Here is a 12,559-nt window from a genome sequence, read left to right as displayed (position 1 = left end):
CGGCCGGTCGTGGCAACTGCCAGAATCGATGCCGTGAAGCATCAACAGATCCTGGACAAGCTGGCCGCCCGGGGACTCGTCCGGGCGATGGACGAGGAGCTCGCCCGCTGGGTGAAGCATCAGATGCTCTACCCGGGCCGGTCGCGGGCCGAGATCGAGCGGGGCGTGATCCCCCCGGTCCTGCTGAGGTGGCGCTGCCTGCTCGACGCCGAGGACATCGGCGCGGCGACGAAGAACGTCACCCGGGTCGCGCTCGCCACGCTGCTGCACAAATACGGCTTCCAGGACCCCGGCACCACGGCCGGCGCCCTGGCGGCGGTGGACGAGCTCAACCGTCAGGTGGTGCTCTCCGACGCCTTCGAGCGGCAGTCCCCGGAGATCAAGAAGCTGCTGGAGTCGGCGCCGGTCCCGCTGACGCGCCGGCCGCGCACCCGCCGGACGCTGTCGTTCCTGCAGGCCGGTGACGTGATCTCCTTCGAGCTCTCCGGGCGTTTCCACGCGGCGTACGTCCGTGCGATGCACGGTGCCGACGAGTTCCCGGTGATCGAGTTCTGTGCCGGTACGTTCACTCGGCCGCCCACCTGGGCGCAGCTGTCGGGCCGCGCCGCGGCCGCCGAGCACGCGCGTGCCCGCTTCGGCGTCGTGGGGCTGGCCTACCGGCCCGACCCCGCCCACCAGGTGCTGCCCGTCGATGCGCAGCAGCCCCACCCGCCGCACGGTGGCGATCCGCTTCCGGGCAGGGGCCTCTGGGCCATGACCGACATCATGAGCCTGCAGGAGGACGTACGGAACCTTTTTCCGGACGCCCGGCCCACGGTCCGGCAGAACTCCTGAACAAGACCGCACCCGGGGACGGACAGGGAGTGACTGCTCACGCGGCGTGCGCGGGCCGCAGATGTCAGCTCGTCGGCCGGTCCGCGAAAGCGCGTGGCCGTCGGCGTCGGCCGTACGACGAATCTGTCCCGGCCACCGTGCCGGGATGGTCGAGGAAGCGCTCTTCTCGAAGGCTTACCGGTCCAGCGGTCAGAGTTCCGCGTCGAGGATGTCCAGCCACGCCGTGCCGTCCGCGCTCCCGTCGGGCCGGGGCAGCGCCATCTCCGCCCAGATGACCTTTCCCTGGGAGGTGTAACGGGTGCCCCAGCGTTCGGCCAGTCGGGCGACGAGGAAGAGACCGCGGCCTCCTTCGTCCATCGCGGCGGCATAGCGCAGATGGGGCGAGGTGCTGCTGCTGTCGGCCACCTCGCAGGTCAGGGTGCGGTCGTGCAGCAGTCGTACGGTGACGGGCGCGGAGCCGTAGCGGATGGCGTTGGTGATCAACTCGCTGAGCACCAGTTCCGTGGCGAACGCGAGCTCGGACAGACCCCAGTCGTCGAGCTTCTCGGCCACGACAGCACGCATCCCCGCCACGGCGGCGGGATCGAACGGTACGTCCCAGTCGGCGACACGGTCGGGCGGGATCGCCCGTGTCCTGGCGATGAGCAGCGCCACATCGTCCTTCGGCCGACTGGGCAGGAGCGCGTCGAGCACCGCCTGACAGCTCTCCTCCGGCGACCGGTCGGGGTGGCCCGCCACGGTCTCACGCAGCAGCTCGAGCCCCACGTCGATGTCCCGGGTGCGGTCCTCGATGAGCCCATCGGTGTAGAGGATGAACTGCGTGCCCTCCGCCACCTCCAGTTCCGCCGTCTCGAACGGCATACCGCCCAGGCCCAGGGGCGGGCCGGCCGGCAGGTCGGGGAACGACACACTGCCGTCGGGCCGGACCAGTGCGGGCAGGGGATGCCCGGCCCGTGCCATGGCGCAGTGACGGGAGACGGGATCGTAAATCGCGTACACACAAGTGGCTCCGATGATCCCCGCGTCGGCGCCGGACTCCGCCTCCTCCTGGTCGATGCGCCCGATCAGGTCGTCCAGATGGCTGAGGATCTCGTCGGGCGGCAGGTCGAGTGTGGAGAAGTTGTGCACGGCCGTGCGCAGCCGTCCCATCGTGGCGGCCGCGTGCAGGCCGTGGCCGACGACATCCCCGACGACCAGCGCCACCCGACTGCCCGGGAGCGGGATCACGTCGAACCAGTCGCCGCTCACCCCGGAGAGTGCGGGCAGGTAGCGATGGGCGACGTCGAGCGCGCTCTGTTCGGGCAGGGCCCGCGGGAGCAGGCTGCGTTGCAGAGTCACGGCCATGGCGTGCTCACGGGTGTAGCGGCGGGCGTTGTCGATGCTGACGGCCGCCCGGGCGACCAGTTCTTCGGCCAGGGACAGGTCGTCCTCCTCGAACGGCTGGGGCTTCTCGGAGCGCCAGAAGTTGGCCATGCCCAGGATGACGCCCCGCGCCTGGAGGGGCACCGTGATGAGCGAATGGATGCCGTAATCGACGATCGTCCGCGTCCGCTCCGGGTCCTGGGAGAGCCAGCCGGGTTCGTCGGACAGGTCGGGCGCCAGCTCCGGCCGGCCGGTGGCGAAGGCCCGTGCCTGTGGCGTGGAGGGGAGAAAGTTGATCAGCTGACCGACTTCGTACAGGGGATGGTCGTCCCGGATACCGCGTACAGCGGTGCGGCGCATGTCCATGTCCGTATGGGTCGGCTCGGCCCCGTGGAGGACCGGTTCGGCCAGATCGACGGTGACGAAGTCGGCGAGCCGGGGGACCGCGATCTTGGTCAGTTCCTCGGCCGTGCGCACCACATCGAGGGTGGTACCGATACCGAGACCGGCGTCGTACAGCAGGCGCAGCCGCTCGCGGGCCTTCTCCGCCCTGCCGGACAGCGCCCGCAGCTCTGTGGAGTCACGCAAGGTCGCGACTGTCCCCCGGGGGCCGCCGCGGCGGCCCGTCGGCCGCTGGCTCACCGCGAGCAGTCGGCTCCCCGCGAGGTGCACTTCGTCCGTGGCCGCGCGCCCCGAGGTCAGCAGCTCCACCATGCCAGGATCAAGGCCGGACAGGTCCGGGATGTGTCGCCCCTCGGCGTCGAGCGGCAGATCCAGCAGCCGTCTGGCCTCGTCGTTTGCCAGCAGCAGCCGACCGCCTTCGCCGACAATGAGCACGCCTTCACGCACGGCGTGCAGCACCGCGTCGTGATGCTCGTACATACGAGTCATCTCGGCAGGGCCCAGACGGTGGGTCTGCCGCCGCAGCCGCCTGGCCACCAGCGCCGTCCCGCTCGTGGCCACTCCGAGCGCAACCGCTCCCGCACCGAGGATGATCGGCATCTGCCGTGCCACCACGCCGGTCACGTGCTTGACCTTCATGCCGGCAATCACCAGGGCCACGACCCGCGCGTGATCGTGGACGGGGACGATCGCCTGCACCTCGCGGCCGAGCGGGCCGTTGACGCTCTCGGTGTACACGTGGCCGGCCAGCGCCGGCGCGAGGGTGGCGACGGCCCTCTTCCCGATCAGCTCCGGCCGCGGGTGCGTGTAGCGGATCCCTTTCGTGTCCATCACCACGATGAAGTCGACGCCGGCCGCCTTCCGCCCCGCCTCGGTGAGCGGCTGGAGCACCCTGGAAGGATCAGGAGCCTTCAGCGCGGTCAGGATGCCCGGTGAGTGAGCGAATGTCTGCGCGACGGCGACGGAGCGGTTTCTCGCCTCCGTACTGCTGTTGTACCGGGCCTGCACTACGAGCGCCAGCACCGAAGCGGCCACGAGGAGCACCACCACAGCCACCTGCAGGGCGAAGACCTGGCCTGCGAGGCTCCGGGGATGCCTGCCCGTGAGTGACCGCATCTGTGCGCTCCGGAATCGGCCGAAACGAATGGCCCCATTGCCCTTTGTAACACCGCGCGGTCGAAGGTGCGTGCGGTCGGGGCTCGCTCGGAGGCGATACCGCGCGGCGGCCCGACGACGATCCGGCAGCCGTGGGAACGGATCGGCGCCAGGACGGTACGGGATGCGGCCGGCCCGGATCGGTGAGGAAGGACCCGGCCCCGGTGATACTCCCCTCCGAGCCGGTGCACCGCGATTCGTCGTAGCCGCCGTCGCGACCGGCCGGAGGTCCGGGGACTGCCCCGAGCTCCACTGATCCCCCGGCAGTCGGCGTCAGCCGGAGAGCACGTCCAGGACCCGGTCCACATCGGCCTCCGTGTTGTACAGGTGGAAGGCCGCGCGCAGACTCCCCGCCCGGTTCGAGACCACCACCCCGGCCCGCGCGAGCTCCGGCTCCCGCCCGCCCAGTCCGGGCACGGCCACGATCACCGACTCCCCCGGCACCGTCTCGTGCCCCAGCCCGGCCAGCCCCGCCCGCAGGCGGGCCGCGAGCCCGGTGGCATGGGCGTGGATGGCCTCCACCCCGACCTCGCCCAGCAGCGCGAGGGACCGCTCGGCGCCGTGGTACGAGAGGAAGGCGGGCGGTTCGTCGTAGCGGCGGGCGGTCCGGGAGAGCTGCTCGACCGGGCCGTACGTACTGTTCCAGGGGTCGTCGGCGGCGGACATGCCGACGAAGACCGGCGGCAGGGCCCGCTGCGCCTCCTCGGTGACGGTGAGGAACGACGCGCCCCGCGGGCAGAGCAGGAACTTGAAGCCGCCGGTGACGGTGTAGTCGTACTCCCCGGCGTCCAGCGGCAGCCAGCCGGCCGACTGGGTGGCGTCGAGCAGTGTCCGGGCACCGTGGGCTGCGGCCGCCGCGCGTACCGCCTTCAGGTCGGCGATCCGGCCGTTGGCCGACTGCACGGAGGAGAAGGCGACGAGCGCGGTGCCCGGCCCCACCGCGTCGGCCAGCCGGTCCAGCGGGACGTAGCGCATCCTGAGGTCGCCGCGGACCGCGAAGGGACTGACGACGGAGCTGAACTCTCCCTCGGGTGCCACTATTTCGGCCCCCGGCGGCAGCGAGGCGGCGATCAGTCCGACATGCACGGAGACCGAGCTGCCGACGGCGACCCGGTCGGCGTCCACCCCGGCGAGGCGGGCGAAGCCGGCCCTGGCCGCTTCCACCACTTCGGAGTCGCCGGAACCGTCCGTGACGCCCGAGGCGATCGCCTCGGCGAGCGCCGTCACGGCCGCCACGGTCCGCCGGGGCAGCAGCCCGCAGGTGGAGGTGTTGAGATAGGTCGTCCTCGGCGCGAACTCGGCGTCCACCGCACGGCTGAGCGAAGTAGTCTCCATGCGCCCAGCCTGGGGCCCCCTCAACCGCTGGTCAATCACGAAAGGTTGAGGGGAACACCCAAGCGCTGCTTATCCGTGCCGTCGACAGCACCCCCGGACGCAGTGCCTCAGGCCTGCGGAACCTCGCAGGCGCCGTCGGCGTCGCACGCCGCGGCGTCCCCGCCGATCGCGGTGAGCGGACGGTCCTTCCACGCCTGCTCCAGCGCCTGGGCGAAGACCTCCGCGGGCTGGCCGCCGGAGATCCCGTAGCGCCGGTCGAGCACGAAGAACGGCACCGCGTTGGCACCCAGCTCGGACGCCTCCCGCTCATCGGCCCGCACCTCGGCCGCGTAGGCCTCCGGGTCGGCGAGGACGGCGCGCGCCTCGTCGGCGTCGAGCCCGGCCTCGACGGCCAGCTCGACCAGCACGTCGCCGTCGTAGACGGACCGCTCCTCGGCGAAGTTCGCCCGGTAGGCGAGGCTCAGCAGCTCGTCCTGGCGCCCGCGCGCCTTGGCCAGGTGGAGCAGCCGGTGGATGTCGAAGGTGTTGCCGTGGTCACGGCCCTCGGTGAGGTAGCCGAGCCCTTCGGCCTGCGCGTTGGCCGCGACGTTCGCCTCCATGGCCTGCGCCTCTTCACGGGTGCGCCCGTACTTCTGCGCGAGCATGTCGATCACCAGCGCGGTCTCCCCCTTGGCGTGCCCCGGGTCGAGCTCGAAGGACCGGTGCACGACCTCGACCTGGTCGCGGTGGGCGAACCCGGCCAGGCCCTTCTCGAAGCGGGCCTTCCCGATGTAGCACCAGGGGCAGGCGATGTCGCTCCAGATCTCGACGCGCATGTCTCTTCTTCTCTCCGTGTCCTCTTACGTACAGCTCGCGTGGCGCGGAGTCATCCTCCGCTCCCGTGCACAACGCAGGAGCGGAGTCCCTCATTCCCTCTCACGCCCCGTCGTCGAGCTCGACGATCGGCCGGTCGGCGACCACGGCCACCAGGATCATCGGCGCGTCGCCGTCGCACTGGTTGAGGGAGACCGCTACCCACCGGCCGTCCACCGGCCCCCACACCGCCAGGTCGCCGCGGCAGTCCGTGTCGCACAGCGCCCGGTACAGCGGCGGCAGGGGCTCGCCCGCGAGGTCGCGGAAGATCGGCACCCGCATGCCCGCCATCCGATGGGCGCCCCACCGTCGGTCCAACTCACCCACGAGCTCGGCGAGATGACCCGAGGCAGCCTCCTCGGCCTCCTCCCACTCGCGTTCGTACACGCCCACGAGGCCGTCGCTCTCCCAGAGCGGCACGATCCGGAAACCCTCGCCCGCCGTCGCGCCCCACTCCCCGGTGTCCGGCTCCCCCTCGGCGACCGTCGGCCCCGCGGCCGGTACGGGCCCGGCGAGCAGCGCCTCGATGTCGGAGACCGCACGGCCGGTCCCGAACGTCTCCCCGCTCCGGGCGGTCACGGCGCCACCGCCCCGGCCGGTGCGGTCGGTCCGCCGAGGGAGGCGCGGCAGGCGCCGGGGGTGAGGCCGGGGCGGCGCCGTGCGCAGCGCAGGTCGCCCGGAGCAACCGCCCGCTGATCGAACCTTGTCATCTTGGGCACCGCTCGCCCCTCCCCCTGTCGCACGACACGACAGAACCCCTGCCCCAGGCCGGAGCAGAGAATCATGCCCGCCAAAGCACTATCAACCACATTCGCCCGCAGTCCCGGCCGCCAGGCCTGCGCCGCCCTCCCGGGCCCCGGGCGTCAGGCGAAGCTGAGGATCAGTGCCGCCGTCATGAGCTGCGCCGCACCGTGCAGGCCCAGCAGCCAGCCACGCGCAGAGGCGAACGGCAGCAGCTTCCTCGGCCAGGCCACCGCCAGGATGCCGAGCAGGAGTGCGGCCAGGAAGGAGCCGGGGATCGAGCCGTCGGGCACATCGGCACACTCCACGCCGTAGGTCACACAGCCGCTCGCCCGGGTCGTGCTCAGCGTGACGAGGCCGGCGCCGACGACCACCGGCACCAGCAGGGCGAGGGCGATCCAGGAGGCCCTGCGGATGCCGCGGTCCTGGTGTTCGGCGGGGGTGGAAGTGATGTCCATGCGGATCATCCAACTCTCCGGCACGGCCGGAGGGTTGAGTGCCGCTACTCGGTTCCACCCTGTACTCGTGCTCATTCGTTCGATGGCACGACGGAGGTCCGAGAGGCTTCAGCTCCCGTCCCGCAGATCCGCCAACCCCGTCGCGCGGAACGCGATCCGGTCGAAGGATGCCTCGCAGCCCTCGCCCGTCGGTGACTGGACCAGGAAGCCGATCGACGCCTCGACCGCGCGCTCCGGGGTGCCGAGGGCGAAGACGCGGACGAAGGTCCATTTCTCGCCGTCGGCGGAGGCGTGGAAGGCGAACGCGTTGCCCGTGCGGCTGAGGCGCAGCCAGCAGCTGTCGCCGTCCACGACGAAGGAGTTGACGTCGTCGGAGTGGCCGCGGGTGACGACCGTGCAGACGGTGGGGCGGTCCGGGGAGAGCTCCAGGCAGATCTTGGCCCACTCCCGTTCCCCGACGTGCAGGTAGAGCACCCCGGCGTCGAAGGCCGCCGCGAAGCCGGCCTTCACCCGGGCGAGCAGCTGGAAGTCCCCCCGGGGCGCGGGGCCGAGCAGGCGGGGGGCGTCGCTCGCGGAGTCGAGGTCTTCGCCGCCCGGCGGTACGAAGCGGTCCTGGCGGGCGCCGGCGCGGCCGGTCAGGGCGCCGTTCTCGTACGTCCAGTCGCCGCCGGGGCCGAACGGGCTGAGCTCGAAGGGGAGTTCGGGAAGTTGCGGGGTCATGCGCGCCGTCCGTCCACTCGGCGGGGAAGGTCGAGGGGGTTGTCCTCGCGGAGCTCCGGCGGGAGCAGGGCCTCGGGGGTCGTCTGGTAGGTGACCGGGCGCAGCCAGCGTTCGATCGCGGTGGCGCCGACCGAGGTGGAGGTGGAGGTGGTGGCCGGGTAGGGGCCGCCGTGGTGCTGGGCGGGGGCGACGGCGACGCCGGTCGGCCAGCCGTTGACGAGGACCCGGCCGGCCAGCGGGGTGAGGGCCGCGAGGAGCCCGGGGGCGTCGGTGTCGGCGCCGTCCGTGGCGGTCTGGAGGGTGGCGGTGAGGTTGCCGGGGAGGCGGGAGAGCACGGCGGTGATCTCGTCGGGGGAGGTGTAGCGGGCGACGACGGTGACGGGGCCGAAGCACTCCTCCAGGAGTTCGTCGTGCGGGCCCTCGGCGGCGAGGAGCTGCGCCGGTACGGTGAGGAAGCCGGCCGAGACGGTGTGGTCGCCGCCCGCGCCGGGGGTGACCGGGGCATCCACGCCGGGGAGTTCGGCCCGGGTCCGTACGCCCGCGACGAAGGCGTCGCGCATCCGGTGGTCGAGCAGGACCGCGGCCTCGGTGTCGCTGACCGCGTCGGTGAGGGACTTCAGCAGCCGGTCGCCCGTCTCGCCCGCCGGGGCCAGGACGAAGCCGGGCTTGGTGCAGAACTGGCCCGCGCCCATGGTCATCGAGCCCGCGAGCCCGGCGCCGATCTCCTCGGCCCGCTCGGCGGCGGCCGCCCCGGTGACGACGACGGGGTTGAGGGAGCCCAGTTCGCCGTGGAAGGGGATGGGGCGGGGGCGGGCCGCCGCGGCGTCGAACAGGGCGCGTCCGCCCCGGACCGAGCCGGTGAATCCGGCGGCGGCGACGAGCGGGTGCCGGATCAGCTCGATGCCCGCGTCGAAGCCGTGGACCAGGGTCAGCACGTCCGCGGGCAGGCCGGCCTTCGCCGCCGCCCTGCGCATCAGGGAGGCGCACAGTTCGGAGGTGGCGGGGTGGTCGGGGTGCGCCTTGACGACGACGGGGCAGCCGGCCGCCAGCGCGCTCGCGGTGTCGCCGCCGGGGACGGAGAAGGCGAGCGGGAAGTTGCTGGCCGCGTAGACGGCGACGACACCGAGCGGGACCTTGTAGCGGCGCAGGTCGGGCCAGGGCGGGGTCCGGGTGGCGTCCGCGTGGTCGATGTGGATGTCGAGGAAGGCGCCTTCGTCCACGACCTCCGCGAAGGCCCGCAACTGGGCGGCGGTGCGCGCGAGTTCACCGGTCAGCCGGGTCGGTCCGAGCGCGGTCTCCGCGTCGGCGGCCTCGATGACGTGCTCCCCGGCCTCGGTGAGCAGATCGGCCGCGGTGCGCAGGAAGGCGGCGCGCACGGTGCGGTCGGCGAGCGATTCGCGTACCGCGTGGGCGGCCCGGACCGCACGGTCGACCTCCTCCGCTGTAGCCTCCACCGCAACCTGCTCACGCGGGTTCCCGGTGCGGGGGTCGACGCTCCAGACTGGTGCTGCTGCCACCGTGATTCCTTCCGCTCACTGCCACACATCAGAAGTTGTTCGGTATTCTGAACATTGTTCCTGATCGTGAATATGAAGCGACTCTATTTCCGGGCGTTCAGTGTTGGCAAGAAGTCGCCGGTTCAAGAAGTCTCAGGGTTTCACAAGTGGGCTGGAAGGGGCGTAGGGCGATGTCGGTTGCCGAATCCGGTGGGGCACAGGTCAAGTCCGCCGTACGGACGGTGGAGCTGCTCGAATACTTCGCGGGGCGGCCCGGCATGCACTCGCTCGCCACGGTGCAGGAGGCCGTCGGCTATCCCAAGTCCAGCCTCTACATGCTGCTGCGCACGCTGGTGGAGCTGGGCTGGGTGGAGACCGACGCGACGGGCACGCGGTACGGGATCGGCGTACGGGCCCTGCTCGTCGGCACCTCGTACATCGACGGCGACGAGGTCGTCGCGGCGGCCCGGCCGACCCTGGACCGGCTCTCCGACGACACCACGGAGACCATCCACCTGGCGCGTCTCGACGGGACGAACGTGGTGTACCTCGCCACCCGCCAGTCCCAGCACTATCTGCGCCCCTTCACCCGCGTCGGCCGCCGGCTGCCCGCCCACTCCACCTCGCTCGGCAAGGCGCTGCTGGCCACCCACAGCGACGAGCAGGTCCGCAAGCTGCTCCCCGAGACGCTGCCCGCGCTGACCGAGCACACCATCACCGACCGCGAGAAGCTCATCGAGGAGCTGCACCTCATCCGCGAACAGGGGTACGCGGTGGACCGCGAGGAGAACACCCTCGGACTGCGCTGCTTCGGCGTCGCCGTCCCGTACCGCACCCCCGCCCGCGACGCCATCAGCTGCTCGGTGCCGGTCGCCCGGCTCACGCCCGCACACGAACAGATGGTGAAGGACGCGCTGTTCGACGCCCGGGACCGGCTGACGCTCGCCACCCGGAGGCTCTGACCGTGCGGATCGCCCTGCGCAAGGTGCATGACAGCGATCTGCCGCTGTTCTTCGCGTTCATGTCCGACCCGGAGTCGGTCAGGACGGCCGCCTTCACCAGCGAGGACCCCACCGACCGGCAGGCCTTCGACGCCCACTGGCGACGCATCCTGGCCGACGGCTCCGTGGTGATGCGCACGGTGGTCGCGGACGGCGCGGTGGTCGGCAACGCCGGGGTGTACGGGCCCCCGGGCGACCGCCAGGTCACCTACTGGATCGACCGGGCGCAGTGGGGCCGCGGGCTCGCCACGGCCGCGCTGTCGGCGCTGCTCGACGCCGTACCGGAACGCCCGCTGCACGCACGGGCCGCGGCCGACAACACCGGCTCGCGCCAGGTGCTGGAGAAGTGCGGATTCGCCGTCACCGGCAAGGACCACGGGTACGCGCACGCCCGCGGCGAGGAGACCGACGAGCTGCTGTTCACGCTGCCGGGATGACCGGACGGCGGTCCGTCTCCGCCGTGCGGCGGAGACGGATCGTCACGGGGCAGGACGTGCCGGCGCGGGCCGCACGGAAGCGTGGTGGTCATGTCTCTTCGTCCTCGTCGCCGCCGCCGGTGTGCCGCTGCTCGCCTTCCGCCGCCGCTCCGTGCTCCCCCTCGCCGTGCCGCTCGTCCTTCATGGTGCTGCCGTTCTCGGAGTCGGTGCGCGACTCCCCCGCCTTCGGTCTGCCCGAGGCGATGGACCGGCCGTGGATTCTCGCCCTGGCCCCCTTCGCCGGGCTCGCGGTGCTCGCGGCGATGGCCGGCTGCGCGGCACTGGCCGGAGCGCTGCTGGCCGGCCGGGCGCCGGTGCTGCTGGGCCCGACGCCGGAGGACCGGCTGGCCGCGGCCGAACGCCGGGCGGCCGATCTCACGGTGCGCAACCGGCTCGCCCGGGAGCTGCACGACTCGGTCGGCCATGCGCTGAGCGCCGTCACCCTCCAGGCGGGCGCGGCCCGCAGGGTCCTGGACAGCGACCCGGAGTTCGTCCGCGAGGCGCTGGCCGCGATCGAGGAGACCACCCGGCGCACGGTCGGCGAACTCGACTCCGTGCTCGGCCTGTTGCGCAGCGGCGAGGAGCACGGGGCGTCCGCGGCGACCGGCCCGGCGCTCGACGCGCTGGACGGACTGCTGGAGCACTGCGGGGTGCCCGTCTCCTGTGCCGTGCGGGGCGACCCCGGCACGGTACCGGCCGCCGTGTCGAGGGAGGCGTACCGCATCGTGCAGGAGGGCCTGAGCAACGCGCTTCGGCACGGCGGGCACGGGGTGCCGGTGGAGCTGCGGATCACGGTGCGCGCGGCGGAGCTGGAGATCACCATGGACAATCCGCTGCCGGAGCGGGCCACGGTGGTGCGGCCCGGGGGTGGCCGAGGACTGCGCGGCATCGCCGAGCGGGCCGTACTGCTGGGCGGCCACACGGAGGCCGGCGAGCACGGCGACCGCGGGTGGCGGCTGATCGCCCGCCTCCCGCTGCGTGCGGCCGGACACCCGCGTACGACCGAACAGGAGAACCGATGAGCACGACGGTCCGGGTGGTCCTCGCCGACGACGAGCGGATGGTGCGTACGGCGCTGCGCGTCATCCTGGACGCCGAACCCGGTCTGGAGGTCGTCGGCGAGGCGGCGACCGGCGCGGAGGTGGTGTCCGTGGTGCGGGAACTGCGCCCCGACGTGGTGCTGATGGACGTACGGATGCCGGAGACCGACGGCATCCGGGCCACCGAGCAGATCCTCGGCACGCTCGACGCGCCCCCGAGGATCGTCGTCGTCACCACCTTCGAGAACGACTCCTACGTGTACGACGCGCTCGTCGCCGGAGCCGCCGGTTTCCTGCTCAAACCGGCGGCGGCCGAGGACCTCGTGCAGGCGGTGCGGCTGGTCGCCCGCAGCGACACGCTGCTGTTCCCGTCGGCGGTACGGGCGCTCGCGGCCGAGTACCGGAAGCGGGCGCCCGACCCGCCGCGGTGGGCGTCCCGGCTCACCGACCGGGAGGCGGAGGTGCTGCGGCTGATGGCGGCGGGACTGACCGACGCGGAGATCGCCGGGCGGCTCTCCGTGGGGCCCGCGACGGCGAAGACGCATGTGGCGGCGGTGCTCGCGAAGACCGGTGCGCGGGATCGCACCCAGGCGGTGATAGCGGCGTACGAGTCGGGTTTCATCGCCCCCGGGCGCCCCGGCCCGCCATGAGAAACCGGTGAGAATCGCCGCATTCGGGAACGGTGCG

12 protein-coding genes and 1 pseudogene are annotated in these 12,559 nt (G+C 72.4%); 5 read left to right on the top strand and 8 right to left on the bottom strand.

Going from position 1 to position 12,559, the window contains the following annotated elements; all coding sequences use genetic code 11:
- Nucleotides 1-33: 33 nt before the first annotated feature.
- Complete coding sequence (locus OG611_RS17960; protein WP_266421053.1) at nt 34-834, top strand: hypothetical protein; 801 nt, start codon at nt 34-36, stop codon at nt 832-834.
- 189 nt (nt 835-1,023) lie between these two features.
- On the opposite strand, the gene OG611_RS17955 is transcribed toward OG611_RS17960, so the two are convergent.
- The 8 genes from OG611_RS17955 to OG611_RS17920 form a co-directional block, all read right to left on the bottom strand.
- Entirely contained in the window at nt 1,024-3,714 is a 2,691-nt protein-coding gene (locus OG611_RS17955) for a SpoIIE family protein phosphatase/ATP-binding protein (protein ID WP_266421050.1), read from the bottom strand.
- Nucleotides 3,715-4,026: 312 nt separating this feature from the next.
- Nucleotides 4,027-5,088 (bottom strand): aminotransferase class V-fold PLP-dependent enzyme, encoded by a 1,062-nt coding sequence (locus tag OG611_RS17950; RefSeq protein ID WP_266421047.1) that lies wholly within the window; start codon nt 5,086-5,088, stop codon nt 4,027-4,029.
- A gap of 107 nt (nt 5,089-5,195) precedes the next feature.
- On the bottom strand, nt 5,196-5,903 hold the full coding sequence (locus OG611_RS17945) for a DsbA family oxidoreductase (protein WP_266421044.1): 708 nt from the start codon (nt 5,901-5,903) through the stop codon (nt 5,196-5,198).
- 100 nt (nt 5,904-6,003) lie between these two features.
- On the bottom strand, nt 6,004-6,519 hold the full coding sequence (locus OG611_RS17940) for a hypothetical protein (protein WP_266421041.1): 516 nt from the start codon (nt 6,517-6,519) through the stop codon (nt 6,004-6,006).
- Nucleotides 6,516-6,650 carry a hypothetical protein gene (locus OG611_RS17935; protein WP_266421039.1) on the bottom strand — a complete coding sequence of 45 codons (135 nt, stop codon included), beginning with the start codon at nt 6,648-6,650 and terminating at the stop codon, nt 6,516-6,518. Before OG611_RS17935 ends, OG611_RS17940 begins: the two co-directional genes overlap by 4 nt.
- 153 nt (nt 6,651-6,803) lie before the next feature.
- Complete coding sequence (locus OG611_RS17930) at nt 6,804-7,139, bottom strand: hypothetical protein (RefSeq protein ID WP_266421036.1); 336 nt, start codon at nt 7,137-7,139, stop codon at nt 6,804-6,806.
- Between the two features lie 108 nt (nt 7,140-7,247).
- A complete protein-coding gene (locus tag OG611_RS17925) occupies nt 7,248-7,859 on the bottom strand; it encodes a DUF1349 domain-containing protein (protein ID WP_266421033.1) in 612 nt (203 codons plus the stop codon).
- Nucleotides 7,856-9,376 (bottom strand): aldehyde dehydrogenase (NADP(+)), encoded by a 1,521-nt coding sequence (locus OG611_RS17920; protein ID WP_266421031.1) that lies wholly within the window; start codon nt 9,374-9,376, stop codon nt 7,856-7,858. Before OG611_RS17920 ends, OG611_RS17925 begins: the two co-directional genes overlap by 4 nt.
- Nucleotides 9,377-9,546: 170 nt before the next feature.
- Here OG611_RS17920 and OG611_RS17915 point away from each other — a divergent pair, with 170 nt between their 5' ends.
- The 4 genes and pseudogenes from OG611_RS17915 to OG611_RS17900 all read left to right on the top strand — a co-directional run bounded on the left by OG611_RS17915 (nt 9,547) and on the right by OG611_RS17900 (nt 12,522).
- Nucleotides 9,547-10,317 (top strand): IclR family transcriptional regulator, encoded by a 771-nt coding sequence (locus OG611_RS17915; protein ID WP_266421029.1) that lies wholly within the window; start codon nt 9,547-9,549, stop codon nt 10,315-10,317.
- A gap of 2 nt (nt 10,318-10,319) precedes the next feature.
- Nucleotides 10,320-10,793: a GNAT family N-acetyltransferase gene (locus tag OG611_RS17910; RefSeq protein ID WP_266421026.1), complete on the top strand. Its 474-nt coding sequence runs from the start codon at nt 10,320-10,322 to the stop codon at nt 10,791-10,793.
- 188 nt (nt 10,794-10,981) lie between these two features.
- A pseudogene (locus OG611_RS17905) lies at nt 10,982-11,854 on the top strand (sensor histidine kinase); the annotation flags it as partial.
- Nucleotides 11,851-12,522, top strand: coding sequence for a response regulator transcription factor (locus OG611_RS17900; protein WP_266421024.1), 672 nt, complete (start codon nt 11,851-11,853; stop codon nt 12,520-12,522). The pseudogene OG611_RS17905 and the gene OG611_RS17900, both read left to right, overlap by 4 nt.
- The last annotated feature ends 37 nt before the right edge of the window (nt 12,523-12,559 follow it).

The sequence above is a fragment of the Streptomyces sp. NBC_01363 genome, from assembly GCF_026340595.1.
Taxonomy (GTDB): domain Bacteria; phylum Actinomycetota; class Actinomycetes; order Streptomycetales; family Streptomycetaceae; genus Streptomyces.
Note: the sequence above shows the minus strand (reverse complement) of the source record. Positions and strands in the feature narration are given on the sequence as shown.